Here is a 25760-nt window from a genome sequence, read left to right as displayed (position 1 = left end):
GCGTGAGGGGCTTGGCCTGCAACACCGCCATCAGCGCCCCTTGCGCCGATACGGGAACACGTCGATCACCTTCCCCTCGCCAATGGCCGCCTGCAGGCCCTTCCAGTAATCCGCGTCATACAGCTCGCCGTGCAAGCGGCTGAACAAGCGTCGCTGGCCCATGTCGGCAAACAGAAACGGCGGAAACTCTTCGGGGAACACATCGTGCGGCCCGATCGAATACCACGGCTCGCCCGACAGCTCGTCTTCCGGATACCGCGGTGGCGGTATGTGGCGGAAATTCACCTCGGTCAGAAAGCAGATTTCGTCATAGTCATAGAACACCACCCGCCCATGCCGGGTGACGCCAAAGTTCTTCAACAGCATGTCACCAGGAAAAATGTTCGCTGCCGCCAGTTGCTTGATGGCCAGGCCGTAGTCTTCCAGCGCCGCCAGCACCTGGCCTTCGCCCGCGCGCTCCAGGTACAGGTTCAGCGGGGTCATGCGCCGCTCGGTCCAGCAGTGGCGCACCAGCACCGTGTCGCCCTCCAGGGCCACGGTCGAGGGCGCCACTTCGAGCAACTCGGCCAGGCAATCAGGCTCGAACTTGCTGCGTGGGAAACGAAAGTCGGCGAACTCCTGGGTATCGGCCATGCGCCCTACCCGATCCACGCTTTTCACCAGCCGGTACTTGTCGATCACCGTGGCGCGGTCAACGGTTTTCGACGGTGAAAAGCGGTCTTTGATGACCTTGAACACGGTGTTGAAACCCGGCAGGGTGAACACGCTCATGACCATGCCGCGCACCCCCGGCGCCATGACGAAGCGGTCATCGCTGTTGGCCAGGTGGTTGATCAAGGCCCGGTAGAACTCCGACTTGCCTTGCTTGTAGAAACCGATCGACGTGTACAGCTCGGCAATGTGCTTGCCCGGCAGAATGCGCTTGAGAAAATGCACGAACTCGGCCGGCACCGGCACATCGGCCATGAAGTAGGAGCGGGTGAACGAGAAGATGATCGACACCTCGGCTTCGTCGGTGATCAACCCGTCCACCTCGATGCCATGGCCCTCGCGGTGCAGCAAGGGAATCACCAAGGGCCATTGCTCATCGCGGTTGTACAGGCGGCCGACCAGGTAGGCCCCTTTGTTGCGGTACAGCACGGGCACGAACAGCTCCACCGCCAGCTCCGGGTCCTTGCAAACCCAGTCGGGCAGGCAGTCGCGCACCTGCGCTTCCAGCCGTGCCAGGTCACCCTCCAGGTCACCGTAGGCGACATCGAACGGGTAGTCGGCGAAGATCGCCTGCAGCATTCCCTTCAGGCTACCGCCCAGCGCATAGGTACGGGTTTGCGCGGCGCGCTCGCGCCCGCGCAGCGACGGCCGGGTGGTGTGGATGAACATGCAGCCATCACTGATCTGGTCGTGGCTGAACAGGCTGCAGAACAGCGAGTTGTACCAGGTCTCGGCCAACTCATCGTCCAGCCGGGGGTCGATTTGCTGGATGTAGGCGTGTTTGGCCAGCGGCCACTGCGCCACGTCCAGCAACACCGGCGCGGGGAAGGCCTGGCGCAGCCAGCCGTTGACCTCGGCGACTTTTTCTTCATACAGGCTGATGCGCGCAGCCGCGGCCTGCTGGATTTCCTGCCAGCGCGCCTGTTCGAAGCGCTGGCGGGCGCCGAGGGTGATGCGCTGGAAGTGGTCACGGTAATCGTCGAAGCCGGCCAGGATGGTGCGGGCGATTTCGACAGCGGGCCAGGGTTGGGGCATGCCGGGCACCTCATGGGTGAATGAGTTACACAGCTTAGTCGGCCTGATGCAAAAGCGGGCCAGGTTCACTGCGCAAGAAAGCACAAGTATCGCCCCGCCCCCTCGCGTACACTCGCGCCCCTGCCCTGCCCTCCGGAGACCGTTGTGAGCCCGATTGCCCTAACCCGCCTGCTGACCCTTGCTGCCGTCTGGGGGGCGAGTTTCCTGTTCATGCGCATTATCGCCCCCGAGCTGGGCACGGTGCCGACCGCGTTCTTTCGCGTCTCGATCGCCTGCCTGGGCCTGGTCGCCATCGTCGCCGCCAGCCGCGTGCGCTGGGACTTTCAGGGCAAGCTCGGGGCCTGCCTGGTACTGGGCATGATCAACTCCGGCATCCCGGCAACCTTCTATTCCGTAGCTGCCCAGGTGCTGCCAGCCGGTTACTCGGCGATCTTCAACGCCACCACGCCACTGATGGGCGTGCTGATCGGCGTGCTGTGCTTCCGTGAACCCATGACGTTGGCCAAGCTCTGCGGCATTTTCCTCGGCCTGCTCGGTGTCGGCATCCTCAGCGGGGCCGGGCCGGTGGCCCTGGACATGGCCCTGCTGCAAGGCGCCCTGGCGTGCTTGGCAGCTACCACCTGCTACGGCTTTGCCGGGTTCCTCGCGCGGCGCTGGGTCAGCGGCCTGGACAGCCGCCTGTCGGCGCTGGGCAGCATGCTCGGCGCTACGCTGATGCTCAGCCCGCTGTTCGCCTGGAGCGCCCTCAGCCAGCCGCCCGCCAGCTGGGGCGGCTGGCAGGTCTGGCTGTCGCTGCTCGGCCTGGGCCTGCTGTGCACGGCATTCGCCTATATCCTGTACTTCCGTCTGCTGGCAGAAATAGGCCCGGTAAAGGCCAGCACCGTGACCTTCCTGATCCCGGTGTTCGGCGTGCTGTGGGGCGCATGGCTGCTGGACGAGCCGCTGTCGCTGGCGCACCTGTATGGCGGCCTGCTGATTGCTGTGGCCTTGTGGCTGGTACTGCGCCCGGCGCGCAATTGAACGGGAGAACGGCATGAACCCGACCTGCAAGAAGGTGCTGTTCCGCCTGGAACAGGACGCCAACGGCTACCCACCGGCCTCGGTCGAAGGCCTTTGGGCCAAGGCTGTGGAAGGCGGCCATGCCGTGGACAACATCCCCTTTCATGTGTACGGCATCGCGCCGGGTGACCTTATCGGCACCTATGAAGAAGACGGCCAGACCTGGTTCGCCGAACTGCGCCAAAGCAGCGGCACCTCGGTGTTCCGGGTGCTGGTCAAGCCCCCGGAAACCCTCGATCAGGTTCGCGCTGCCTTGCAGGATTTCGGCTGCGCCTGTGAAACCGAGCAGTCGGTAAGACTGCTGGCCGTGGCAGTACCGCAAAAGCGCTCAATCGACACCCTGCTCTACTACCTGCTCACCCAGCGCGAAGCCGGGCTGCTGGACTTCGAGGAAGGCGTACTCCGGCACGCCATCCCCGCCGAGTTCCGCTAGGGCTCAGGCCTCGGCCAGGCGCTTGGCAGGCTTGCGGAACACGAACAGCAGGCCGACCACGATCAACCCCATGCCCAGCAGGCTGAGCGGCGCCAGGCGGTTGCCGAAGATCAGCAAGTCCATCACCGCGGTCACCGCCGGCACCAGGTAGAACAGGCTGGTGACGTTGACCAGGTTACCCTTGGCGATCAGCCGATACAGCAGCAAGGTGGCCAGCAGCGAAACCACCAGGCCCATCCACAGCAAGGCAGCCACGAAACCCCCGGTCCACTGCACCTGTAAGGGTTGCAAGGGTGCGAACAGCGCGCACAGGGCAAAGCCGGCCAGGTACTGCAGCGGCAGCGTGCCCATGGGGTTGTCGGTGATGCGTTTTTGCAGGATCGAACCGCAGGTCATGCTGGCCAGCGCCAGCAGGGCGAACAGCATGCCCGCCAGCGACACCCCACCCAGGTTGAGCCCCTGGTACACCACCATGATCAAGCCACTCAAGCCCAGCCCCAGGCCGAACAGGCGGCTGATCGAACGCTGGCGCTCCATCAGCACGACGGTGAGGATCGGTTGCACGCCCATGACCGTGGCCATGATGCCTGGCGTGACGTGGGTGTCGAGGGCCAGCAGATAGAAGATCTGGTAAGCCCCGAGCAACACGCAGCCAGTGCCCAGGGCACGCAGCATGGCGCCCTTACGGCGTGGCCAGCGCAGCCCCAGCAACGGCCCGATCAGCAACAGGCCCGCCAGGGCCAAGGCAGAGCGCAGCAGCAGGAAGGCGAACGGGCTGGCATGCGCCAGGCCAAGTTTGGAAACGATCGCCCCGCTGCTCCACAGCAGGACGAACAGGCTGGTAGTGGCCGCCGAGGCCACGGATGCTTTGTTGAAAAAGGACATGTATTGCCACCTGATGATAGGCAGATAAGCCAAGCGGACGGCCTGCGCTAAAGCGCACTAAGTAGCCGGCCGGGTTCAGTGGGTTGCGTGTGCGAAGGGACTCGGCCGAAGCCGATCAGCCCAACACGACCACGCAGCATGGCGGAGCTACGCCGCCTACGGCGCCACTGACAGGTGGTGGGTAATGACTGACCATGGCCGGCTGCTGGCTGCCACGCACGACCATGCCCGCGACTGGCGCGATGGCAAAGCTGGTGGTGGAGGGCTTGGCGGGCATGATTCAGGCTTCAGGGAAGGAAGTGTTGTGGAGAATAGCGGTGAACCCACGATTGGGCAATAGCGGGCGCCAGTGTGAGGTGAGCTGGCCTGTGCGCGGGTGAACCCGCGCACAGGCCAGCCTGCGCTCAGAACAACCAGCGGTAAAGCAGATAAGCCACGACCACCGCCAGCACCGGGCGCAAGACCCGATAGGCCTTGGGGTTGGCCCGCTTGAACTGCTTCACATGGGTGCTGAGCTTGTTGGAGAAGCGCTTGCTCCAGGCATACGCCTGGTTGATGCCGCCCACCCGCTCGTCGTCGGTGTTCTGTGGCGCGGTGGCGCGGCCCAGGAAGGCACTGACCTTGCGGTTGATGCGGGTCATCAGCGGGCTGCTCAACGGCCGCTCGATGTCGCAGAACAGGATCACCCGGGTCACATCGGTCTCGTTTTTTACCCAGTGCACGTAGGTTTCATCGAACATCACGTCTTCGCCGTCCCGCCAGGCGTATTCCTGCCCATCGACGTAAATGCGGCAGGCGTCGGAGTTCGGCGTGGACAGGCCCAGGTGGTAACGCAATGAACCGGCGAATGGGTCGCGGTGCGGGTTCAGGTGGCTACCGCCAGGCAGCAGGGCGAACATCGCACCCTTGACGTTGGGAATGCTGCTGACCAGTTCTACGGTTTTCGGGCACAGCGCCTCGGCCGATGGCAGCGGCTTGTCGTACCACTTCAGGTAAAACCGCTTCCAGCCCTTCTTGAAGAACGAACCGAAGCCGGCGTCATTGTCCTTTTCGGCGGCGCGGATATAGCCCTCGTCGAACAGGCGCATGGCCTCTTCGCGGATTTCCTGCCAGTTGTCTTTGAGCACATCCAGTTCCGGGAAGCGCTGGCGGTCCAGGTAGGGTTTGGACGGCACCCCGGAAAACAGGTACATCAAGGCGTTGTAGGGGGCGAACAGCGCCGAATGGTTGACGAACTGGCGCAACACCGGCAGGCGGGCCTTGCCGCGCAGGTGCACGAACAGCACGCTGGCGAAGAACACCAGCAAGACACCCGCCTTGGCTGCAAAGGATAAGGTCATGCATCACTCCTAGGGGAAGAAACAGGGCTGCGCGGCCTGCTCTCCTGAAAATCATCCTGCCATCATAAACCGATCCCGCCGCGGTACAAACCACCCGGGCGGGATCGTGTCGATGAAGATTGTGCAGTCAACCAGGCTGCCGAACATTGAGCCCGGTCAGCGGCATGGCCGGTTACTGCTGGTTTTCCTGGTCGCTGAACATGTCGCTGAACAGCATGCTCGACAAATAACGCTCGCCGGAATCGGGCAGCACCACGACGATGGTCTTGCCTTGCATTTCCGGTTTTTCCGCCAGGCGCACGGCCGCCGCCATGGCTGCGCCGCAAGAAATGCCGCAGAGAATGCCCTCTTCCTGCATCAGGCGAATGGCCATGGCCTTGGCCTCTTCGTCAGCCACCGTCAGCACCTGGTCGACAATCGACAGGTCGAGGTTTTTCGGTACGAAGCCAGCCCCGATGCCCTGGATCTTGTGTGGGCTGGGCTTGAGCTCTTCGCCGGCCAGGGTCTGGGTGATCAGTGGCGAAGCCTCTGGCTCCACGGCCACCGACAGGATCGCCTTGCCCTGGGTATGCTTGATGTAGCGCGACACACCGGTGATGGTGCCGCCCGTGCCCACCCCCGCCACCAGAACGTCCACCGCGCCGTCGGTGTCGTTCCAGATTTCCGGGCCCGTGGTTTTTTCGTGAATGGCGGGGTTGGCCGGGTTCTCGAACTGGCCTGGCAGGAAGTACTGCGCCGGGTCTGAGGCCACGATTTCGTTGGCCTTGTCGATGGCGCCCTTCATGCCTTTGGCCGGCTCGGTCAGCACCAGTTCGGCGCCCAGCGCCTTCAGTACCTTGCGCCGTTCGAGGCTCATCGAAGCGGGCATGGTCAGCATCAGCTTGTAGCCACGCGCGGCGGCAACGAAGGCCAGGCCGATACCGGTGTTGCCCGAGGTGGGCTCGACTATGGTCATGCCCGGCTTGAGCCGGCCGCTGCTTTCGGCATCCCAGACCATGTTCGCGCCAATGCGGCACTTGACCGAGTAGCCCGGGTTGCGCCCCTCGATCTTGGCCAGGATGGTCACGCCACGCGGGGCGATCCGGTTGATCTGCACCAGCGGCGTGTTGCCGATGGAATGGGCGTTGTCTGCAAAGATACGGCTCATGGCAGGGGTCCTTGGCATGAAAGCGAGCAGGAAAAGACCTCAAGGGTAAGCCCCGGCCGTAGGCCCGTAAAGCCTGTTCGAACTCAACCGGGCGCATTGCGGTCCACCGCACATCCTCCTGGGAGACACCCCGATGAAAGCCCGTTATCGCTGGCCGCTGATCGGCCTGGCCAGCCTGGTGGCGCTGCTGGTGGCGTTGCACCTGGCGCTGCCCTACCTGGTACGCGACTACCTCAACGACAAGCTGGCCGACATGGGCGACTACCGTGGCCACGTGGCCGACGTGGACCTGGCCTGGTGGCGCGGGGCCTACCGGATCAACGGCCTGCGGATCGTCAAGACCAGCGGCAAGGTGCCAGTGCCGCTGCTGGATGCACCGGTTATCGACCTGTCGGTCAGCTGGCACTCGCTGATCTACGACAAGGCCGTGGTGGCGAAAGTGATCTTCGAGCAGCCCGAACTGAACTTCGTCGACGGCGGCAACAAGCAGGCCTCGCAGACCGGCCAGGGCACTGACTGGCGGCAACAACTGGAAAAGCTGCTGCCGATTACCCTCGATGAAGTGCATATCGACAATGGCACCCTGACCTTTCGCAATTTCAATTCCCGCCCTCCGGTCAATCTCAAGGCAACCCGGCTGGACGCCACCATCAGCAACCTGACCAACGTGCGCGACAAGCAAGGCCGGCGCGACGCCAGCTTTGAGGGCACGGCGCTGATCGCCGGCAATGCCAAGGTCGAAAGCAGCGCCACCTTCGACCCGTTCAGTGACTTCGATGACTTCGAATTCCGCCTGCGTGCCACCGGCATAGAACTGCGCAACCTGAATGACTTCGCCAGTGCCTACGGCAAGTTCGACTTCAGCGCAGGGCATGGTGACGTGGTCATCGAGGCGCAGGCGGAAAACGGCCGCCTCAATGGCTACATCAAACCCCTGCTGCGTGACGTGGACGTGTTCGACTGGCAGCAGGATGTCGAGAACAAGGACAAAGGCTTCTTCCGCTCGGTGTGGGAGGCCCTGGTGGGCGCCTCCGAGACGGTGCTGAAGAACCAGCCGAAAAACCAGTTCGCCACCCGGGTGGAGCTCAGCGGCAGCGTGCACAAGCAGAACATCAGCGCCTTCGAGGCCTTCCTGCAGATCCTGCGCAACGGCTTCATCCAGGCGTTCAATGCACGCTATGAGCAACCGGCGCCGAAGTCCGACTGAAACAGCGTGACGGGGCATTCAGGGACTGAATACCCGGTCTGCGTTTGCAGCTGCCCGGGCCCGCGTTATAGTCGGTAACAAATCGAAAACAGGTGTTGGGTCATTCGCGGGCGCGCCCGCTCCCACAGGTACTTACGCAGATTCAGAAGTTTGTGCAATTCCTGTGGGAGCGGGCGTGCCCGCGAAGAGGCCGGCACAGGCTTACAACAGAGGACAGCCCCATGAAGTTCGAAGGCACCCGCGACTACGTCGCCACAGACGACCTGAAACTGGCGGTAAACGCGGCCATCACCCTCGAACGCCCGCTGTTGGTCAAGGGCGAACCCGGCACCGGCAAGACCATGCTCGCCGAGCAATTGGCAGCTTCGTTCGGCGCGCGCCTGATCACCTGGCACATCAAGTCCACCACCAAGGCCCACCAGGGCCTCTACGAGTACGACGCGGTCAGCCGCCTGCGCGACTCGCAGCTGGGCGTGGACAAGGTCCATGACGTGCGCAACTACCTGAAGAAGGGCAAACTGTGGGAGGCCTTCGAGGCCGAGGAGCGGGTCATCCTGCTGATCGACGAAATCGACAAGGCCGACATCGAGTTCCCCAACGACCTGTTGCAGGAACTGGACAAGATGGAGTTCTACGTTTACGAAATCGACGAGACCATCAAGGCCCGGCAGCGCCCGATCATCATCATTACCTCGAACAACGAAAAGGAGCTGCCCGACGCCTTCCTGCGCCGCTGCTTCTTCCACTACATCGCCTTCCCCGACCGCAGCACCCTGCAGCAGATCGTCGACGTGCACTACCCGAACATCAGCCAGGCGCTGGTCAGCGAGGCGCTGGACGTGTTCTTCGACGTACGCAAGGTGCCTGGCCTGAAGAAAAAGCCTTCCACCTCCGAGCTGGTCGACTGGCTCAAGCTGCTGATGGCCGACAACATCGGTGAAGCGGTGCTGCGTGAACGCGACCCGACCAAGGCGATCCCGCCGCTGGCCGGTGCGCTGGTGAAGAACGAGCAGGACGTGCAACTGCTCGAGCGCCTGGCCTTCATGAGCCGGCGCGGCAACCGCTGACAGGAGCCGGGCCATGCTGCTCAACCTGTTCAATGAAATGCGTGCGGCCAAGGTGCCGGTGTCGGTGCGAGAACTGCTCGACCTGCACCAGGCCTTGCAAAAGCACGTGGTGTTCGCCGACATGGACGAATTCTATTACCTCGCCCGCGCCATTCTGGTGAAAGACGAACGCCACTTCGACAAGTTCGACCGCGCCTTCGCCGCTTACTTCAAAGGCCTGGAAAACCTCGACCAGCACATCGAGGCGCTGATCCCGGAAGACTGGCTGCGCAAGGAGTTCGAGCGCTCGCTCAGCGACGAAGAACGCGCGCAAATCCAGTCGCTGGGTGGCCTGGACAAGCTCATCGAGGCCTTCAAGCAGCGCCTGGAAGAGCAGAAGGAGCGCCACGCCGGCGGCAACAAGTGGATCGGCACCGGCGGCACCAGCCCGTTCGGCTCGGGCGGCTACAACCCCGAGGGCATCCGCGTGGGCGAGGCCGGCAAACGCCAGGGCAAGGCGGTGAAGGTCTGGGACCAGCGCGAGTACAAGAACCTCGACGACCAGGTGGAACTGGGCACGCGCAACATCAAGCTGGCCCTGCGCCGGCTGCGCAAGTTCGCCCGTGAAGGCGCCGCCGAAGAGCTCGACATCGACGGCACCATCGACCACACCGCGCGCGATGCCGGGTTGTTGAACATCCAGATGCGCCCGGAGCGGCGCAACACCGTGAAGCTGCTGTTGCTGTTCGACATCGGTGGTTCCATGGACGCCCACGTCAAGGTGTGCGAAGAACTGTTCTCGGCCTGCAAGACCGAGTTCAAGCACCTGGAGTACTACTACTTCCACAACTGCGTGTACGAGTCGGTTTGGAAGAACAACCTGCGCCGCACCTCGGAGCGGTTTTCCACGTTCGATCTGCTGCACAAGTATGGCGACGACTACAAAGTGATCTTCGTTGGCGATGCGGCCATGGCGCCTTACGAAATCACCCAGCCCGGTGGCAGCGTGGAGCACTGGAACGAAGAAGCCGGGTACGTGTGGCTGCAGCGTTTCATGGAGAAATTCAGGAAGATTATCTGGATCAACCCCTATCCCCGGCAGGCTTGGGACTACACCGCCTCGACCCACCTGGTGCGGGAGTTGATCGAGGACAAGATGTATCCGCTGACCTTGCAGGGGTTGGAGGAAGGGATGCGGTATCTCTCAAAGTGAGATAGAGAACGGGCTGCCACTTGCCAGCGTTCGAGGCTCTTCGCGGGCACGCCCTCTCCTACAGGTATGGCGCAGGCCTGTGAGGTGCGCCCCATTTGTTGGACAATCTTTGATTAGGCTGCTGCGGCCTGATTCCTGTATGCCACGGGACTCAGGCCGGCCAGCCCCATCTTGATTCGGTCATGGTTGTAGTAATCGATGTATTCATCGATTGCAGCGCTCAGATCCTCGATGCTGGCGAAACGCTGACCGTGATACATCTCGGTCTTCAGTGTGCCGAAGAAACTCTCCATTCGCGCATTGTCCAGGCAGTTGCCTTTGCGTGACATGCTCTGCTCCAGTCCCATCTCCTCTAGTCGATTCCGGTAGCGGTAGTACTGATACTGCCAGCCCTGGTCGGAGTGCAGCATAGGCCTGGCCCCTTCCGGTAGCCGTGACAACGCCTGCTCGAGCATCTGACCGACCAATGGATAGTGCGGCGAGGTGTCGATCTGGTGCGCCACGATCTCACCATTGAACAGGTCCAGCACCGGAGAGAGATACAGCTTTTCACCCGCCACCTTGAATTCGGTCACGTCCGTTACCCACCTCCTGTTTGGCTCCTCTGCCGTAAACTTGCGCTCCATCTTGTTGGGAGCGATGCGTCCGGGCTCGCCACGATAGGACTTGTACTTCTTCACGCGCACCGTGCATTTGAGGTCGAGTTCGGCCATCAGTCGCCGCACGACCTTACTGTTAACTGCGTGGCCGACGCTGTGCAATGTCGCTGTCATGCGCCGATAGCCGTAGCGACCTTTATGCCGCTGCTGAATCTCACGGATACGGTCTTTGAGCGCAGCCAGCTTGTCACCGGCAGCCATCAACTTGCGCTGGTAGTAATACGTACTGCGCGCCAGTCCGGCCAGCTTGAGCAGGCCGTCGAGCGGGAAGCGGGTGCGCAGGGCCGAGATGATCAGGACTTTTTCTTCCCGGCCCTCTTCTGTCTCGCCTTCTCCTCGCGCAGTTCTTTTAACTTTTTTAGGTAGGCGATCTCCATCTCGGCGTGACGCAGCTTGGCCAGCAGTTCGGCGTACGAGAGTTCTTCCTCGGACTTGGGCGAGGTGCTGGCGGGTGGGACGGATGGTTTGATCATGACGTTACGCGGTCCTTTTTTCCCTGCTATCAGAGCTTTGATACCGCCACTGTAGTACTGCGCTTCCCATATGCCTATCTGGCTGGAATGCGTCAGGTTGAAAACAGCCGCCGTTTCGCGCAACGACAACTTGTCGCGCCATTTTCGCTCAAGCACCGAGAGCTTGAACTCAGGGCTGAAAGTCTGCGCGTGTCTGGACAGGCTGGCCTCGCCATGGATGCGGTAGGCCTGTACCCAGCGGCGCAGTAAGGAGGGATCCATCTGGAACTGTGCGGCTATGAAACGGTAGCCAATGCCACGTTGCAGAAAAGCCTGGATGGCGGAAAGCTTGAATTGTCTAGTGTACTTGCTCATATGAAACGCCCCTGAGGTTGGATTTTTGTCCAACGTCAGGGGCGCAGTTCACCTGTGTGGGAGCGGGCGTGCCCGCGAAAGGGCCCGCAGCCTTACAACCACCGGCCCAAGTATTGCTGCTGCTCCCGCCACCCCTCATCCTGCACCACCGCCCTGAACTTCACCTGCGCCCCCGGCATGCACTGCGCCAGTTGCGCCAGCGCCAGCGGCGTCAACGCCCCCAGCCGCGGGTAACCGCCAATGGTCTGCCGGTCATTGAGCAACACGATCGGTTGCCCGTCCGGCGGCACCTGCACCGCTCCCAGGGGAATGCCCTCGGAAATCATCGGCGCGCCCTGGTAGACCAACTTCGGCCCCAGTAGACGGATGCCCATGCGGTCAGCCCGGCTGTCCAGCGTCCAGTCACTGTTGAACGCCTCAAACAGGCTGGTACCACTGAAATCACCGATCTGCGCGCCCATCACTAGGTCGAGCACAGGCTTGTGGTGATAGCGCGGGCGCAAGGCATCCGGCACTTCACGAAGGGTTGCCGGCGTACCCGCAAAAGCCAGCCGCTGGCCTTTACCAAGCGCAGCGCCCTGGCCGTCTGTACCGCCCAGCGCTTCGCGCACCACGGTGGCACAGCTGCCCAGCACCGCCTCGCCGCGAAACCCGCCAGGCGCCGCCAGGTACGCCCGAACGCCCTGCTTGGGCTGCTTCAGGGCCAAGCGCTGCCCCTTGCCCAAAGCAAAGCTGCGCCAGGGCGCTACCGGCTGATCATCAACTCGCGCATCCAGGTCGGCACCGGCCAGCGCCAGCACACAATCCTGCTGCGCCACCACACAGAAGCCACCCAGCGCGACCTCCACCACAGGTGCGGCCAGCGAATTGCCCAACAGCCAGTTGGCCCAGTACATCGCCACCCAGTCCAGCGCCCCGCCCTGGGTCACGCCCAGGTGCCGTACGCCGAAGCGCCCGGCGTCCTGCAACTGGCACAAGGCGTTACTGGCCTCGATCGACAACTGCTTCATCCTTGCGCCTCCACATCGCCGCCCAGGGCCAGAAACTCATCACGCGTAACCGCCACGAAGCGCACCCGGTCACCGGGTTGCAACAGGCTATAGCCCTCACGTTCATGGTCGAACAGGCGCACCGGGGTACGCCCGATCAGGTTCCAGCCCCCCGGCGACACCGCCGGGTACGCTGCTGTCTGGCGCTCGGCAATACCCACGCTGCCCGCCGCCACGCGCTTGCGCGGGGTGCTCAGGCGGGGGCTCGCCAGGCGTTCATCGACCAGGCCCATGAAGCCGAACCCGGGGGCGAAGCCCAAGGCAAAAACCGGGTACTCGCGCTCGCTGTGCAAGCGGGCCACTTCACCCTCGGTCAAGCCGCTGCGGGCAGCCAGTACAGGCAGCTCCGGGCCGACGCTGGCGTGGTACCACACCGGGATCTCGTGGCGCCGGCCACCACTGCCGGCGTCAGGCTGCAAACCGTCCAGGGCCTGGGCGATCAGCGCCCTCGCCTCGGCCGGCGGCAGGTCGAAGTGCACCATCAGCGTGGTGTACGACGGCACCAAGTCCAGCAGGTGCTGGCCGAACGCTGCGCGCAAGCACTGGCTGGCAGCAAGCACCCACGGCATGTTGGCCTCGTCGATACGCTCGAACAGGCGCACCATCAGGCTGTCGACCGCGACCACTTCGATACGCAGCTTCATCATCGCTCCATGGCATCGAGGGCTTGGCGAATCTGCCGCACCGCTGCTACCGAACTGTCGTTGTCGCCATGCACACACAGTGTGCTGGCCGCCAGCTTCAAGGCACTGCCATCGTTCGCCACCAGCGTATCGCCACGGGCCAGGCGCTCGGCCTGCTCCACCACACGCGCCGGGTCGTGATGCACGGCGCCGGGCAGGCGCCGCGAGACCAGGTGGCCGCTGGCGGTATAGGCCCGGTCGGCGAATGCCTCGAACCACAGCGGCACGCCGATTTCATCGCCCAGCGCCTGGGCCGTACGGTTGTCGGCGGTGGCCATCAGCATCAGCGGCAGGTCGCGGGCGTAAGCCGCCACAGCTTCCAGCACGGTGCGCAGCTTGAGCGGGTCGGCCATCATGTCGTTGTACAGCGCGCCATGCGGCTTGATATAGGCCACACGGCCGCCGAGCACCTTGCAGATGCCCTCCAGTGCGCCGATCTGGTAGTGCAGCAAATCGCGAATTTCCTCGGGGCTGCAGGCCATGGACCGGCGCCCGAAGCCGACCAGGTCCGGGTAGGCCGGGTGGGCACCGATCGCCACCCCGTGCTCCAGTGCCAGGGCCACGGTGCGGCGCATGATGCCAGGGTCACCGGCATGGTAACCGCAGGCGATGTTGGCGCAGTCGATGTAGGGCATGACCTCGGCATCCAGGCCCATGCGCCAGCTGCCAAAACTTTCACCCATGTCGCAATTGAGTAGCAGGCGTTCCACCACGCGGCCTCCGTTGTTGTCGTGCATGTGCCTACCTTACCGCGTTTGCAGATGCTTGCTGCAAGCTTGCGCCAAGATCTCTAACGCAGATCCTGTAGTCAAACTCGGTCGAGTGATTGGGCATAGTAATCCTACAAGCACGCGTTGATACGCAGCGAACTGACGCGCTCCACAACGAGCGGAAATATTTGTTATCAATTGTCACCATAAAGATCAGAAGCGTCCTACATACATTTGCCCTCTGCGCACTCTAGCTTTTGAACCCTCACTGACAGGGAGTTGTAGATATGGCTATCCATGGATATATGACTATGACGGGCAGGCAACAAGGGCTGATCTCAGCGGGCTGCTCCACAACTGAATCCATCGGTAACCGATGCCAGAGTGCCCACCGTGATGAAATCATGGTGCTTTCGTTCAGTCATAGCCTTGCCAGCTTGGACAATACCAAGGCTGCAACTCATCGACCTGTTCTGATTACAAAGCATGTTGACAAATCGACGCCTCTACTCGCCCAAGCATTGACAAATCGCGAGATAGTAGAATGCAAGATCAATTTTTTTCGCAGAAACAACAATAGCGAGTATGAGCACTACTTTCAAATAACTCTGTCCGATGGGTTACTTGTGGACCACCGCATCGAGATGCCGCACTCCATCTTGCTCAACGACCAGGACCCACAGGAGTACCTTGCCATTCGCTATGGATTCGTCGGCTGGCATCATCTGGGAGCGAATACCAGTGGCTACGCGAATTGGGGCGAGGGGGTGTGAAGCCGCTTGACAGCAGCACACTCGCCAACTCCCCCGAAACATCCGAAGTCAATGACATGGCAAATCGCTTGACGCTATATGCACGCCACGTTGGGGTGCAATGCTTGAGTGACGAACGGCTTCGGGCCAAGTTTACCCAGGAAATATCACGTGCGGGGCAGGCAATCGTTACTGCGACTCAAGATGGCCGGCTATCGCCTGAAGAAGCGCAAAAGGCACTAACCAAGGAATATTCACTCCTTTTCGAACAAGCACTAGAATATAGCAAGCTGGTTGCGGGGGTTGCAGCCGGAGTACTTCAGATAGGTACCGGGGTTGCGGTGTGTAAATTGTCACTTGGGTTGGGCTGCACGCTTGGGGGGTTACCGCTGATACTCCATGGTGCCAACAACATTTACGAAAACGGGCGTAATATTGCTACCGGCCGAAATGACACCATTGGCCCAGTACGTAAAGGCTACCAGAGAATAGCTGAAATAGCAGGTGGACGCGCATCGCAAGGCAACATTGGGTACGGCGCTGTGGATATAGGTCTGTCAGCATTCGGCATGAGTCACATGATCCTAAAAACCGGCACATGGCGACTTTTCCGTTACATTGAAGCCGACAAAATTCGGGCTTACAGGGAGATGGGAAAAGGTTCGATCATGTTTGAAGTTGGAATAGACATGATGACGGGAGAGCAAATCCTGGTTGAGTGGGAAAAACAATGAATACCCTGTCTTTTTCAATAATGATCATAGGCAGCGTAGTCATTGCATTCACATTACGGCACCTGTGCTCCGGACGACATCTAGGTTATTCGCTGCTCTTTATCTGCTTTGCCTACAACGTGTTCTTCATAACGTATTATATGAGAGCAATCGAACAATCCTACTTCTTGTTTGTCGGCTACCAACCACTCTTACTGACGTCAAATCCAGCGTTAGGGTGGATGACTCTGTTTGGAATTTTCCTGCATTGCGGTGCGATGCCTAGCAAGCGAGTGCCTGGAAGAAAATGCCGTTAATCCTATAAGCGCAAAACTGGCGTGAACAGCGGCACCTGCGCGCCAGCACTCAGCGCCAGCTCTCTTTCACCACCCGACGCCGCCCCCCAAGGATCACCCAGCCAAGCCCCAGCAACAGGCTTTCGACCAAGAACGCCAGCACGAACCCTGCGCCAACACCCCAGCCGATGGCCTCGGGCACCAGCAGAATCTGGTAGCTGTAGCCGTTGAGGGTTTCTGCACGCAGCTGCGGGTCGGCCTGCACCAGCACATGCCAGGTGCGTGCGGCCCAAGGCCCTTGCAGGGCCTGCCACTCGTTCTCCAGCAACTGGTTGCGGATGATCAGGCTTTCGATGCTGTTGGCGTCACTGTTGAACACTGGGTCATCACTGCTGCGGTAGTGCCGTAGCAAGGCCTGCAGGTCGCCATTGAAAAAGCGCTCGGCCGTCTGCTTGAAGCCGTCCAGCGCCTCGCGCGACTCGTACAGGTGCGCCTCCACCCGCTGGCTGTAGTCTTTCACCAGCCCCGGCACCTGAATACCGGCCAACAGGCCGAAGGTGAACAGCAGCAACCGCAGGTAACTTCTGAACATGCAGCGTCCTTAGCTCTGGCCGTGCGCCACACATTCACCGTGCCGCCACAGGGCCCATTGACCCGGCGCGTAGCGCTGCCAGGTCTCGTTCTCGGTCAGGGCCTCGGTGGCAATCACCGTGACCACGTCGTTGGGGGTGGTTTGCGTATGGAAGTCGACGATCAGGTCGACATCCTTCAAGCGTGCCGCACCAAACGGCGCACGCCGGGTAATGTGCACCAGCTTGGTCGAACAGAAGCAGAACAGCCAGTCACCGTCGCTGAGCATGCAGTTGAACACGCCCTGCCCGCGGTAACCGGCACAGGCTTCGACCAGCACCGGCAACAGCTGTTGCACCGGCACCGGCTCGGGGAAGGCGCTGCGAATGCGGTTGAGCAGGTCGCAAAAGGCCGCTTCGCTGTCGGTATCGCCTACCGGCCGATAGAAACTGCCCAGGCCCTTGAAGGCGCCCAACTGGCCGTTGTGCGCAAAGCACCAGTTACGGCCCCACATTTCGCGCATGAAGGGGTGGGTGTTGGCCAGGCAGACCTTGCCGACGTTGGCCTGGCGGATATGACCAATGACCACTTCGCTCTTGATCGGGTAGCGCTGCACCAGGCTGGCTACCTCCGACTCGCTGCTGGCAGCCGGGTCCTGGAACAGGCGCAGGCCGCGCCCTTCATAGAAGCCGATGCCCCAGCCATCGCGGTGCGGGCCGGTGCGGCCACCGCGCTGCATCAGGCCGGTAAAACTGAAGACAATGTCGGTAGGGACGTTGGCACTCATGCCCAACAGTTCGCACATGGCTGTGTCTCCGCTTACAGACGGGGCTCGACCCGGCCATTTCCCCGGGGTGCCGCAGGTGGCGGGAGGTCACGGTAACGGTCGCTGCGCTCGGCGGCCAAAGGGGCCTGGGCGCCGAGCCGGTCATCTTCGGCCTGCTCGCGCTGGGCCGCTGCCTCAGCCTGGGCCCGCCGCTCGCGGGCGCGTTTTTCCAGCGGCCAGCGCAGCAATACGAAGAGGGCATACAAGGCAAAGGCGATCATGCCGTACATGGCAAAATCGGAAACTGCGCGCCAGGCATTGTTGCCAACCTTGAACGCCACATCCAGGGTGGTGATGGCGATGGCCGGGGCGAAGCTGTCCTTGACCGGGTCAACCACGGTCGGCGTCAGCAACAGCACCGCCAGCACCACCCGCAGGGGCTCGCGCAACCAGCGCCACATCCAGCCGGTCAGTTTGAAGCCCACCAGCAGGCAGCCCAAAGCGGCAACCGCGTACAGGCCCCAGGCCAAGGTGTAGTCGTTCTCGATCATGGTGTTCGTGCAAGCCAGGCAAAGAGGTGCCTATGATAAACACTTTTCCGGGCGCACACAGTGTTTGCCTGCGCCGGCCGCTTCGCAGCCGGGCCCAGGCCACCCCAACCAAGAGATCCTCGATGCCGACCAAGCCCCAACCGCCGATTGCCCATGCCGACCAGGCCGCCGACCCGTATGCCTGGCTGCAACAGCGCGACACCCCCGAGGTGCTCGCCTACCTGCAGGCCGAAAACGCCTACCAGCAAGCCTGCCTGGCCGACCAGGCGCCCCTGCGCGAGCAATTGTTCGAAGAGATCAAGGGCCGCATCCAGGAGACCGACCTGTCGCTGCCTTCACCCTGGGGGCCGTACCTGTACTACACCCGCACCACTGCTGGCGACGAATATCCGCGCCACTACCGCTGCCCACGCCCGGCCGACGACAGCAACACCGTCGATGAAAGCCAGGAACAGCTGTTGCTCGACCCCAACGCACTGGCCAACGGCGGCTTCCTGTCGCTGGGCGCGTTCAGTGTCAGTCCCGACCACCGGCTGCTAGCCTACAGCCTGGATACCAGTGGCGACGAGGTCTACAGCCTGTACGTGAAAGACCTCGCCAGCGGCTCGATCACCGCCCTGCCCTTTGAAGACTGCGACGGCAGCATGACCTGGGCCAACGACAGCCAGACACTGTTCTTCGCCGAGCTGGACGACACCCACCGGCCATGGCGCCTGTGCCGCCATACGCTGGGCAGCCCCGGTGCCGAGCGCGTGTTCGAGGAGCCCGACGGGCGCTTCTTCCTGCATTGCTACCGCACCAGTTCCGAGCGCCAGCTGGTGCTGCTGCTGAACAGCAAGACCACCAGCGAAGCCTGGGTGCTGAACGCCGAAACCCCACAGGCACCATTCGTTTGCCTGGCGCCACGTGTCGAGGGCCATGAATACTTCCCCGACCACGGCCAGCTCGACGGCGCGTGGTGCTGGTTTATCCGCACCAACCAGGACGGCATCAACTTCGCCCTGTATTACGCCCCGGCTACCGAGGTACCGGGCCGCGAGCAATGGCAGGCACTGGTGCCGCACCGCGAGGCAGTCATGCTTGAAGGGCTGAGCCTGAATGCCGGCGCCCTGACCCTGAGCCTGCGCGAAGGCGGCCTGCCGATCATCGAAGTGCGCCCGCAAGGTCTGGCGGCCTACCGTGTCGAGCTGCCGGATGCCGCCTACAGCCTGTACGTGCAAGACAGCCTGGAGTTCGCCAGCCCCCGCCTGCGCCTGCGCTACGAAGCACTCAACCGCCCGGCCCAGGTGCGCCAGCTGGAGCTGGCCAGCGGCGCCCAGGTGGTGCTCAAGCAAACACCGGTACTGGGCGCCTTCGATGCCGACGACTATGTCAGCGAACGCTTGTGGGCGACTGCCGCCGACGGCACCCAGGTGCCGATCAGCCTGGTGCGCCGCCGCCAGGACCTGGGCCAGACCGTGCCGCTGTACCTGTACGGCTATGGCGCCTATGGCGAAAGCCTCGACCCGTGGTTTTCGCATGCACGCCTGAGCCTGCTGCAGCGCGGCGTGGCCTTCGCCATCGCCCATGTACGCGGTGGTGGCGAGCTGGGCGAAGCCTGGTACCGCGCCGGCAAGCAGGCGCACAAGCACAACACCTTCAGCGACTTCATCGCCTGTGCCGAACACCTGGTCGCCCAGGGCGTGACGGCGCCCGACCGGCTGGCCATCAGTGGTGGCAGTGCCGGTGGCCTGTTGATCGGCGCGGTGCTCAACCTGCGCCCCGAACTGTTCCGCTGTGCGGTCGCCGAGGTGCCGTTCGTCGACGTGCTCAACACCATGCTCGACCCCGACCTGCCGTTGACCGTGACCGAGTACGACGAGTGGGGCAACCCTGAAGAGCCGGAAGTGTATGCGCGGATCAAGGCTTATGCGCCCTACGAGAACGTGAAGGCCCAGGCCTACCCGGCGATGCTGGTGGTGGCGGGCTACAACGACAGCCGCGTGCAGTACTGGGAGGCGGCCAAGTGGGTGGCGCGGCTGCGCACGCGCAAGACCGATGACAACCTGCTGTTGCTCAAGACCGAGATGGGCGCCGGGCACGGCGGGATGAGCGGGCGGTATCAGGGGCTCAAGGATGTGGCGCTGGAGTATGCGTTCGTGTTTGGCGAATTGGGTATCGCTTGAGATTGCCGGGGGCGCTTTGCGCCCCTTTCGCGACACAAGGCCGCTCCTACAGGGCACTGGCCCCCTAGTAATCCCAGCGCCAACGCACCGCTGCAGTCAGTCATCATCCTGCGCCGGCTTCGCCGGCTCCGGCCGCAACCCCGGCAAGGGCTGATCCTTCGGCGGCCCGGGCACCGGCATCGGTGGCAGCAAAGGCGCACCCGGCTGGCTGTCATAAGCCTTGGGCGGCGTGCTCGGGGTGATCTGCGGGTAAGGCGTGGGCGTGGGCGTACCCGGCGCACCGGGCACCGGGTTCGCCAGCCGGGGCGGCGTACTGGCGGCATCGGCCATGGGCAGGCCCGCCAGCCACAGCACGGCTAGGATCGCGCGCAACATCAGTAACCTCCTGTCGGGAACCTTCCTACAGGCTACGCCTAAATCAACGCTTTCGCCTGTCCGCCCGCCCTGCAAGCGCGCTAGACTCAATGGCATAACCGTCACCTGCCTGATCAGAACAAAGGAAACACCATGAGCGCCTCCTCTTCCGCTGCCGCCACCGCGCGCCTGGACCGCATTCTCGCCGACGCCAAGCGTGACAAGGAAATGGGCTACCGCGACAAGGCCCTGAGAATGTACCCGCACGTGTGCGGCCGCTGCGCCCGCGAGTTCGCCGGCAAGCGCCTGAGCGAGCTGACCGTGCACCACCGCGACCACAACCACGACAACAACCCCCAGGACGGCTCGAACTGGGAACTGCTGTGCCTGTACTGCCACGACAACGAGCATTCGCGCTACACCGACCAGCAGTACTTCAGCGAAGGCTCCACCAGCACCCCGAGCATCGCCAAGGCCACGCACAACCCGTTTGCCGGCCTGGCTGGCTTGCTGAAGAAAGACTGACCATCGATTCGCCCCCCGCTGCTACCGGGCAGCCCGTATAATCGCGCTTTTTTCGCGAAGGGCCCCGGTACGTGGCAAACAAACGATACAGCTGCATCGGCCTGTTCAACCCCAAGTCGCCGGAAAACGTCGGTTCGGTGATGCGCGCCGCGGGCTGCTACGGCGTCAACTCGGTGTTCTACACCGGCAAACGGTATGAGCGCGCCCGTGACTTCGTCACCGACACCAAGCGCGTGCACTACGACATCCCGCTGATCGGCATCGATGACCTGCAACGCATCATTCCGCTGGGCTGCACCCCGGTGGCGGTAGAGCTGGTGGACGGCGCCCGGCCCCTGCCGGAATACACCCACCCGGACCGCGCCATCTACATCTTCGGCCCAGAGGACGGGTCGCTGAGCGAAGAAGTGCGCGGTTGGTGTGAAGAGACCATCTACATCCCGACCGAGGGCTGCATGAACCTGGCGGCGACGGTGAATGTGGTGCTGTACGACCGTATGGCCAAGGGGCTGAATACCCGTTCGGGGCCCAAATTCAAGTAAAAAGCCGCCCTTGCTCAGCTCACGAAGCGTTGATCCAGATGGTCTTCAGCTCCATGTATTGGTCACGGGCCGAGATGGACTTGTCGCGCCCACCAAAGCCAGACTCCTTGTAGCCACCGAACGGCGTGGTCACGTCACCTTCGCCGAAGCAGTTGACCGTGACCACCCCGGCGCGGATTTCACGCGACAGGCGCAGCGCAGTTCGATGTAGCCCTCGGCGGCGATCTGGCGCAGCAGTTCGCGCACGGGTGGGCGCGACAGGCCGAATTCGTCGCACAGGGCCAGTTCGTCCACTACCGCCCCCGGGGCCAGTTCCATGCTCAGGATCCGGCGGCGCAGCGCCTCGGCCAACACCGCCTTGCGGTCCGGTGGCACTTGCGCTTCGAGGGGCTGAACGGCTGAATCTGTCTGAGCCTTTGTTTTCAAGGCCTCCAGCGGTTTCGACAGCGGTGATTAAACACCCTTGAAGCTGCATTGCCAAACCGGACAAGGTATTCGCCATATACGACACAGCCAGCTGCTTTTCACCGTTTCAACCCCACCCTGGGCTCGCCGCCGGGCGATGCAACTGAACGCTGGCGTTGCCGTGCAGGTCAGCTGCTTACATTCCACAAGGAGGGTTTGCCATGCTCGATAGCCATTCCGCTGCGTCATCGCAGCACAATGTTCATGGCCTGGAACGTGCCAGCTCACTGGCCGGTGGGGCGCTGATGTTCAGCAAAGGGCTGCGCCGTGGCGGCCTGGTTGGCTTGCTGCAGATGGCGGTGGGCGGCCTGGCCGTGGCGCGTGGGGTCAGCGGGCACTGCGCCACCAAGGCCTGGTGGCAGCGGCACCGGCAGGAGTATCAGCGCTTGCGCTCGGATATCGAGCGTAGCGCGGCGGACCTGGAGGCGTTGAAGGCCAGCGCCGAGGCGGCGACGCGCGGGGTGACGGTGACCGGGAAGGATCCGTTGGCTGGCGGTTGATTGATGCATTGCCTGTGCCGGCCTCTTCGCGGGCTTGCCCGCTCCCACAGGTGTTGCGCATGCCTTAACTTGCAGGAGCGGGCAAGCCCGCGAAAAGGCCGGCACAGGCAAGAAGAATTTCTAGCGCAACGCCTTGCTCTGCAACACCTCAGACCGCCGCCCCAGCACATTCTCGCTTATCTGCACGAACTCTTCGGTACTTACGCTCGGCAAGCGCATCAGCCCGCGCGCCACATCATCCAGCGAACGCTTGGCCTGGGTATGGATGCGGATTTCCTTGTCCAGCGCCTGCAGCAGCATCACCCCACGGGCGACCTGCGCCGGGGTGGCCTGTTCGCCACGCAGCCGGGTCACCTTCGCGCCCTGCTTGCTCAGGCGCGCCTGCCAGGCCTGGTAGCGGTCGTCGCTCACCCCGCCAGAGCGGCGCAGCAACTCGCCGGCGTAGTAATCGGTCAGGCTTTCCACCAACCAGTCATTGCCATCACGGGCGCGGATCTGGGCAAACAACTGCACCACCTCACGCAATAACGGGCTGCTGCCGTTCTCGCTGACCATCGGCCTGCCACTGTGCAGGTACACCGACCCCTGCGCCGCCATCGCCCCACGCCACATCCCGTCACGCGCGCCCACCAGCAACAGCTTCGGCGGGTTGCGCGGGAACACTGCCTGCAGTTGCGGCCAGACGAAGGTGAGCAAGGTCAGGCTGTCCATACGCCGCATGCCCTGCCCCACCGGCGCGGCCACGGTCACGTCGGTATCGCCCAGACGGGCGCGGCGGCTGCCCAGGTCACCGGCGAGCATCCAGCCAGTAGGGCGGTCGAACAGGCGCGATACATTGTCGATGCGGAACTTGTCCTGGCCGACGCGCGGCCAGGGCGTTTCGATGCTCTTCCAGCCCGCTGGCAGGTCGAAGGCCAGGCGCGCCACCAGCTCTGTTCCATCCTGCTGGTCGAGGCGCGCTGGCGGCACCAGCTGGTCGCCCAGGAACAGCGCCCAGTGCGGGGTGATACGCGACGAAAATGCGCCACTGGCAAGCTTCTGGTCCAGGAGCACCCGGTAGCTGAGGCTGGTCTTGCCGGCAGCAGGCTGCCATACCCCCCGCTGACCGTTCAGTTGCCATTGGCCATCGGCCTGGAAGCCGCTGTAGGCCCCGGCCTTGCCCAGGTCGAAGTCAAGGCTGCGCACCGCGCTGCCGTCCGCCAGGGTCAGGCGAACTTCTGCCTGGCCGCTGGCGGGCAACAGGCGCACTTCGTAATCGAGATTGACCTTTTTCGCCCAGGCGGGCGCACTGGCCATCAGGCCCAACAGCAACAACAGCTGGCAACGCATACAGAAACTCCTTGTTCCCCGTGGCAGCGGGCCGCGCTGCTCAGCTGGCGCGGAAAATCAGGTGGTCTTCCCAGTCGTCTTCGTGCACATCCTGCTCCCTGAGCATACGCCCCGCCTGGGAAATGCGCTGTTCATGGACCTGTTGGCGGTCGCCACAGACCAGGTGGTGCCAGGCGGGCAAGTCCTTGCCCTCGCTGACCAGGCGGTAACCACAGGTACTGGGCAGCCAGGTGAACTGGTCGGCCTTGCCCGGGGTGAGCTGGATGCAATCCGGCACCTGGGCGAAGCGGTTGGGGTAATCGCTGCACTGGCAGGTTTGCAGGTCCAGCAGCTTGCACGCGATGCGCGTGTAATAGACGCTGTTGTCGTCCTCGTCCTCGAGCTTCTGCAGGCAGCACAGGCCGCACCCGTCGCACAGCGACTCCCACTCCTGGGCATTGAGTTGTTCGAGGGTCTTGCGCCGCCAGAACGGCGCGTTGTCAGCGATCATTACACGGTTACCTGCATTCATCTTGTGGTCGCGGCGCGCAGCGGCGCCAGTCTAGAGCCTGGCCTTGAGCAAAGCCAGGCCGCTTGTCAGTCGCTACGCGAAGCAGTAGCGTGCGCGTTTTCCGTCCGTTTGCAGGAGCCGCCATGAGCGCCAACCCCCGCGTTGCCGATTACGCCATCAACGAGCAGTTCATCAACCGCTGGTCGCCCCGCGCCTTCACCGCCGAACCGATCAGCGAAGAGACCCTGCTGAGTTTCCTCGAAGCTGCCCGCTGGGCACCGTCGGCGTACAACTCGCAGCCTTGGCGCTTCCTGTATGCCCGCCGTGACACCCCGAACTGGGAGCGCTACCTGAGCCTGCTGGTACCGTTCAACCGTAGCTGGGCGCAACAGGCGTCGGCGCTGGTGCTGGTGATGTCCAAGACCACCTTCGCCGCCCCGGGTGCCACCGAAGAAAAACCGGCACTGTGGCACACCTTCGACACCGGCTCCGCCTGGGGCCACCTGGCCCTGCAGGCCAGCATCAGTGGTTGGCATACCCACGGCATGGCCGGTTTCGACCAGGCGCTGGCGCGTCAGGAGCTGAAGATCCCTGAAGGCTACGAGCTGCATGCCATGGTGGCGATCGGCAAGCTCGGCGACAAGGCCAGCCTGGACGAAGCGCTGCAGGCGCGTGAAGTGCCCAGCCCGCGCAAGCCGCTGAGCGAGCTGGCGGCTGAGGGGGATTTCAGCCTGTAAGTTTTGGGTTGGCAGTACTGGCCTATTCGCGGGTTCACCCGCGAACAGGCCGGCACAGGCCAAAGCAGTCAATAGCCCCTGGCGAAGTCCACTTCACCGCGCAACCCCTGCCCGGCTTCATACGCCCGCATATTCTCGACAAACAACCGCACCATCGCCGCCGGCGAGGTGGGCGCCGAGCTGTGCCCGGTCAACAACAAGCCCCAGGCCGTCCAGAACGGGTGCTGCCTGGGCAATGGCTCCTGGCGGCACACATCGATCACAGCCCCGGCCAGATGCCCCTCCTTCAACGCCGCTACCAGGTCGGCATCGACCACCGCCGCACCCCGCCCGGCATTGATGAACAGCGCCGTGGGCTGGAAGCACTTGAACAGTGCGGCGTTGTACAGGTCGTGGGTAGCCGGGGTATCCGGCAGCAGGTTGAGCACGTAGTCGACCTGGCCAACCATGCGCGGCAGGTCGGCCAGCGCCGCCACTTCAACGAACGGTGCCTGCTCGCGGGCGCTGCTGGCAACGCCGTACAGCACCACGCCAAACGGCTGCAGGAACTCGGCCACGCGCTGGCCGATGTCGCCGGTGCCCACGATCAGCACCCTGCGCCCTTCCAGCGTTCGCCCCGGGCGGTCGTCCCAGCGCCGCTCGACCTGGCTGACCAGGCGCGACAGCACCTCGCGCTCATGGCCAAGCATGTAGGTGAGCATGTACTCGGCCATTACCTGGCCGAAAATGCCCACCGCTCGGGTCAGGCGATAGTCACGCGGCAAGCCGTCGGCCAGCAACGGTGTGATGCCGGCCCAGGTCGACTGCAGCCAGCGCGGTTGGTGGCCCTGGCGCAGCAAGCTCGCCAGCAGGTCGGGCTGGCCCAGCCACACCGGGCAACGCGGCGCCTGGCGGGCCAGTTCGGCCGAGTCGCCACTGGTCAGGATTTCCAGTTCAGGCGCGGCTGCGCGCAAAAGCGCGGCGTAGCGGGCATGGTCATGCTCGGCAATCAGTACGCGCAT

Annotated in this window: 28 protein-coding genes and 2 pseudogenes; 12 read left to right on the top strand and 18 right to left on the bottom strand. The window is 63.1% G+C overall.

The window, feature by feature from the left end; genetic code table 11:
* Positions 1 to 30: 30 nt before the first annotated feature.
* The gene (gene aceK, locus AACG97_RS07865) at positions 31 to 1746 is read right to left on the bottom strand and encodes a bifunctional isocitrate dehydrogenase kinase/phosphatase (protein WP_054881625.1); all 1716 of its coding nucleotides are present in this window, start codon (positions 1744 to 1746) and stop codon (positions 31 to 33) included.
* A 144-nt stretch (positions 1747 to 1890) separates the two neighbouring features.
* On the opposite strand from aceK, the gene AACG97_RS07860 reads away from it, so the two are divergent.
* Together AACG97_RS07860 and AACG97_RS07855 are read left to right on the top strand one after the other, a co-directional pair.
* Positions 1891 to 2766: a DMT family transporter gene (locus AACG97_RS07860; protein ID WP_110677808.1), complete on the top strand. Its 876-nt coding sequence runs from the start codon at positions 1891 to 1893 to the stop codon at positions 2764 to 2766.
* 13 nt (positions 2767 to 2779) lie between these two features.
* Positions 2780 to 3238, top strand: coding sequence for a DUF4265 domain-containing protein (locus AACG97_RS07855; RefSeq protein WP_029885396.1), 459 nt, complete (start codon positions 2780 to 2782; stop codon positions 3236 to 3238).
* Between the two features lie 3 nt (positions 3239 to 3241).
* Here AACG97_RS07855 and AACG97_RS07850 read toward each other — a convergent pair whose 3' ends face one another.
* The 4 genes from AACG97_RS07850 to cysK form a co-directional block, all read right to left on the bottom strand.
* Positions 3242 to 4123, bottom strand: a complete 882-nt coding sequence (locus AACG97_RS07850) for a DMT family transporter (RefSeq protein WP_054913884.1) — start codon at positions 4121 to 4123, stop codon at positions 3242 to 3244.
* Positions 4124 to 4238: 115 nt separating this feature from the next.
* Positions 4239 to 4400: a hypothetical protein gene (locus AACG97_RS07845; RefSeq protein WP_009686782.1), complete on the bottom strand. Its 162-nt coding sequence runs from the start codon at positions 4398 to 4400 to the stop codon at positions 4239 to 4241.
* A 127-nt stretch (positions 4401 to 4527) separates the two neighbouring features.
* On the bottom strand, positions 4528 to 5463 hold the full coding sequence (locus AACG97_RS07840) for an aspartyl/asparaginyl beta-hydroxylase domain-containing protein (RefSeq protein ID WP_182366227.1): 936 nt from the start codon (positions 5461 to 5463) through the stop codon (positions 4528 to 4530).
* A 172-nt stretch (positions 5464 to 5635) separates the two neighbouring features.
* Entirely contained in the window at positions 5636 to 6610 is a 975-nt protein-coding gene (gene cysK / locus AACG97_RS07835) for a cysteine synthase A (RefSeq protein WP_009686784.1), read from the bottom strand.
* Between the two features lie 133 nt (positions 6611 to 6743).
* Between cysK and AACG97_RS07830 the strand changes: the two genes are divergently transcribed.
* From AACG97_RS07830 to AACG97_RS07820, 3 genes are all read left to right on the top strand, one after another.
* Positions 6744 to 7817 carry a DUF748 domain-containing protein gene (locus tag AACG97_RS07830; RefSeq protein ID WP_197885821.1) on the top strand — a complete coding sequence of 358 codons (1074 nt, stop codon included), beginning with the start codon at positions 6744 to 6746 and terminating at the stop codon, positions 7815 to 7817.
* A gap of 221 nt (positions 7818 to 8038) precedes the next feature.
* Complete coding sequence (locus tag AACG97_RS07825; protein ID WP_009686786.1) at positions 8039 to 8884, top strand: AAA family ATPase; 846 nt, start codon at positions 8039 to 8041, stop codon at positions 8882 to 8884.
* Between the two features lie 13 nt (positions 8885 to 8897).
* Positions 8898 to 10076: a vWA domain-containing protein gene (locus tag AACG97_RS07820; protein WP_009686787.1), complete on the top strand. Its 1179-nt coding sequence runs from the start codon at positions 8898 to 8900 to the stop codon at positions 10074 to 10076.
* A gap of 113 nt (positions 10077 to 10189) precedes the next feature.
* Here the strand turns inward: AACG97_RS07820 and AACG97_RS07815 are convergent.
* From AACG97_RS07815 to AACG97_RS07800, 4 genes are all read right to left on the bottom strand, one after another.
* Positions 10190 to 11562 (bottom strand): IS3 family transposase gene (locus AACG97_RS07815; RefSeq protein ID WP_115294863.1). Its coding sequence is split into 2 segments (ribosomal slippage): positions 10190 to 11086 and positions 11089 to 11562, totalling 1371 coding nucleotides; the frame shifts between segments, so codons are not numbered across the junction.
* A 92-nt stretch (positions 11563 to 11654) separates the two neighbouring features.
* The gene (locus AACG97_RS07810) at positions 11655 to 12572 is read right to left on the bottom strand and encodes a 5-oxoprolinase subunit C family protein (RefSeq protein WP_115293571.1); all 918 of its coding nucleotides are present in this window, start codon (positions 12570 to 12572) and stop codon (positions 11655 to 11657) included.
* Entirely contained in the window at positions 12569 to 13255 is a 687-nt protein-coding gene (gene pxpB, locus AACG97_RS07805) for a 5-oxoprolinase subunit PxpB (protein ID WP_125855098.1), read from the bottom strand. The genes AACG97_RS07810 and pxpB overlap by 4 nt, the downstream gene beginning before the upstream one ends.
* A complete protein-coding gene (locus AACG97_RS07800; RefSeq protein WP_197886047.1) occupies positions 13255 to 14031 on the bottom strand; it encodes a 5-oxoprolinase subunit PxpA in 777 nt (258 codons plus the stop codon). The genes pxpB and AACG97_RS07800 overlap by 1 nt, the downstream gene beginning before the upstream one ends.
* Before the next feature lie 260 nt (positions 14032 to 14291).
* Here AACG97_RS07800 and AACG97_RS07795 point away from each other — a divergent pair, with 260 nt between their 5' ends.
* Together AACG97_RS07795 and AACG97_RS07790 are read left to right on the top strand one after the other, a co-directional pair.
* Complete coding sequence (locus tag AACG97_RS07795; protein WP_054881630.1) at positions 14292 to 14777, top strand: Hcp family type VI secretion system effector; 486 nt, start codon at positions 14292 to 14294, stop codon at positions 14775 to 14777.
* A complete protein-coding gene (locus AACG97_RS07790; protein WP_125855100.1) occupies positions 14774 to 15490 on the top strand; it encodes a DUF4225 domain-containing protein in 717 nt (238 codons plus the stop codon). The genes AACG97_RS07795 and AACG97_RS07790 overlap by 4 nt, the downstream gene beginning before the upstream one ends.
* Before the next feature lie 345 nt (positions 15491 to 15835).
* Here AACG97_RS07790 and AACG97_RS07785 read toward each other — a convergent pair whose 3' ends face one another.
* Genes AACG97_RS07785 through AACG97_RS07775 form a run of 3 tightly spaced genes read right to left on the bottom strand, consistent with a single transcriptional unit; the run spans position 15836 to position 17652 of the window.
* Positions 15836 to 16357: a DUF2937 family protein gene (locus tag AACG97_RS07785; RefSeq protein WP_054881631.1), complete on the bottom strand. Its 522-nt coding sequence runs from the start codon at positions 16355 to 16357 to the stop codon at positions 15836 to 15838.
* A 9-nt stretch (positions 16358 to 16366) separates the two neighbouring features.
* A complete protein-coding gene (locus AACG97_RS07780; protein WP_197886048.1) occupies positions 16367 to 17140 on the bottom strand; it encodes a class II glutamine amidotransferase in 774 nt (257 codons plus the stop codon).
* A 14-nt stretch (positions 17141 to 17154) separates the two neighbouring features.
* Complete coding sequence (locus AACG97_RS07775) at positions 17155 to 17652, bottom strand: hypothetical protein (RefSeq protein ID WP_009686795.1); 498 nt, start codon at positions 17650 to 17652, stop codon at positions 17155 to 17157.
* A gap of 122 nt (positions 17653 to 17774) precedes the next feature.
* Here AACG97_RS07775 and AACG97_RS07770 point away from each other — a divergent pair, with 122 nt between their 5' ends.
* Positions 17775 to 19817 (top strand): S9 family peptidase, encoded by a 2043-nt coding sequence (locus tag AACG97_RS07770; protein ID WP_197886050.1) that lies wholly within the window; start codon positions 17775 to 17777, stop codon positions 19815 to 19817.
* A gap of 96 nt (positions 19818 to 19913) precedes the next feature.
* Here AACG97_RS07770 and AACG97_RS07765 read toward each other — a convergent pair whose 3' ends face one another.
* Positions 19914 to 20192: a hypothetical protein gene (locus AACG97_RS07765; protein WP_054881634.1), complete on the bottom strand. Its 279-nt coding sequence runs from the start codon at positions 20190 to 20192 to the stop codon at positions 19914 to 19916.
* 132 nt (positions 20193 to 20324) lie between these two features.
* Here AACG97_RS07765 and AACG97_RS07760 point away from each other — a divergent pair, with 132 nt between their 5' ends.
* Complete coding sequence (locus AACG97_RS07760; RefSeq protein WP_009686798.1) at positions 20325 to 20696, top strand: YajD family HNH nuclease; 372 nt, start codon at positions 20325 to 20327, stop codon at positions 20694 to 20696.
* 71 nt (positions 20697 to 20767) lie between these two features.
* Positions 20768 to 21238 carry an RNA methyltransferase gene (locus AACG97_RS07755; protein ID WP_009686799.1) on the top strand — a complete coding sequence of 157 codons (471 nt, stop codon included), beginning with the start codon at positions 20768 to 20770 and terminating at the stop codon, positions 21236 to 21238.
* A gap of 19 nt (positions 21239 to 21257) precedes the next feature.
* On the opposite strand, the pseudogene AACG97_RS07750 reads toward AACG97_RS07755, so the two are convergent.
* Both AACG97_RS07750 and AACG97_RS07745 read right to left on the bottom strand, forming a co-directional pair.
* Positions 21258 to 21452 (bottom strand): annotated as a pseudogene (locus tag AACG97_RS07750) (aldehyde dehydrogenase family protein); the annotation flags it as partial.
* Positions 21437 to 21664, bottom strand: a pseudogene (locus AACG97_RS07745) (GntR family transcriptional regulator); the annotation flags it as partial. The pseudogenes AACG97_RS07745 and AACG97_RS07750, both read right to left, overlap by 16 nt.
* Positions 21665 to 21864: 200 nt before the next feature.
* Between AACG97_RS07745 and AACG97_RS07740 the strand changes: the two are divergent.
* Positions 21865 to 22203, top strand: a complete 339-nt coding sequence (locus tag AACG97_RS07740; protein ID WP_009686802.1) for a YgaP-like transmembrane domain — start codon at positions 21865 to 21867, stop codon at positions 22201 to 22203.
* Between the two features lie 120 nt (positions 22204 to 22323).
* Here AACG97_RS07740 and AACG97_RS07735 read toward each other — a convergent pair whose 3' ends face one another.
* Positions 22324 to 23532 carry a hypothetical protein gene (locus tag AACG97_RS07735; protein ID WP_054881635.1) on the bottom strand — a complete coding sequence of 403 codons (1209 nt, stop codon included), beginning with the start codon at positions 23530 to 23532 and terminating at the stop codon, positions 22324 to 22326.
* Between the two features lie 40 nt (positions 23533 to 23572).
* Entirely contained in the window at positions 23573 to 24022 is a 450-nt protein-coding gene (locus AACG97_RS07730) for a YcgN family cysteine cluster protein (protein ID WP_009686804.1), read from the bottom strand.
* Positions 24023 to 24165: 143 nt separating this feature from the next.
* Here AACG97_RS07730 and AACG97_RS07725 point away from each other — a divergent pair, with 143 nt between their 5' ends.
* A complete protein-coding gene (locus AACG97_RS07725) occupies positions 24166 to 24759 on the top strand; it encodes a nitroreductase family protein (RefSeq protein ID WP_009686805.1) in 594 nt (197 codons plus the stop codon).
* A 68-nt stretch (positions 24760 to 24827) separates the two neighbouring features.
* Here AACG97_RS07725 and AACG97_RS07720 read toward each other — a convergent pair whose 3' ends face one another.
* Entirely contained in the window at positions 24828 to 25760 is a 933-nt protein-coding gene (locus AACG97_RS07720) for a D-2-hydroxyacid dehydrogenase (RefSeq protein ID WP_054881636.1), read from the bottom strand.

This window comes from Pseudomonas sp. Nvir, assembly GCF_963778085.1.
GTDB lineage: Bacteria > Pseudomonadota > Gammaproteobacteria > Pseudomonadales > Pseudomonadaceae > Aquipseudomonas > Aquipseudomonas juntendi.
This window is presented reverse-complemented; position numbering and strand designations above follow the sequence as displayed.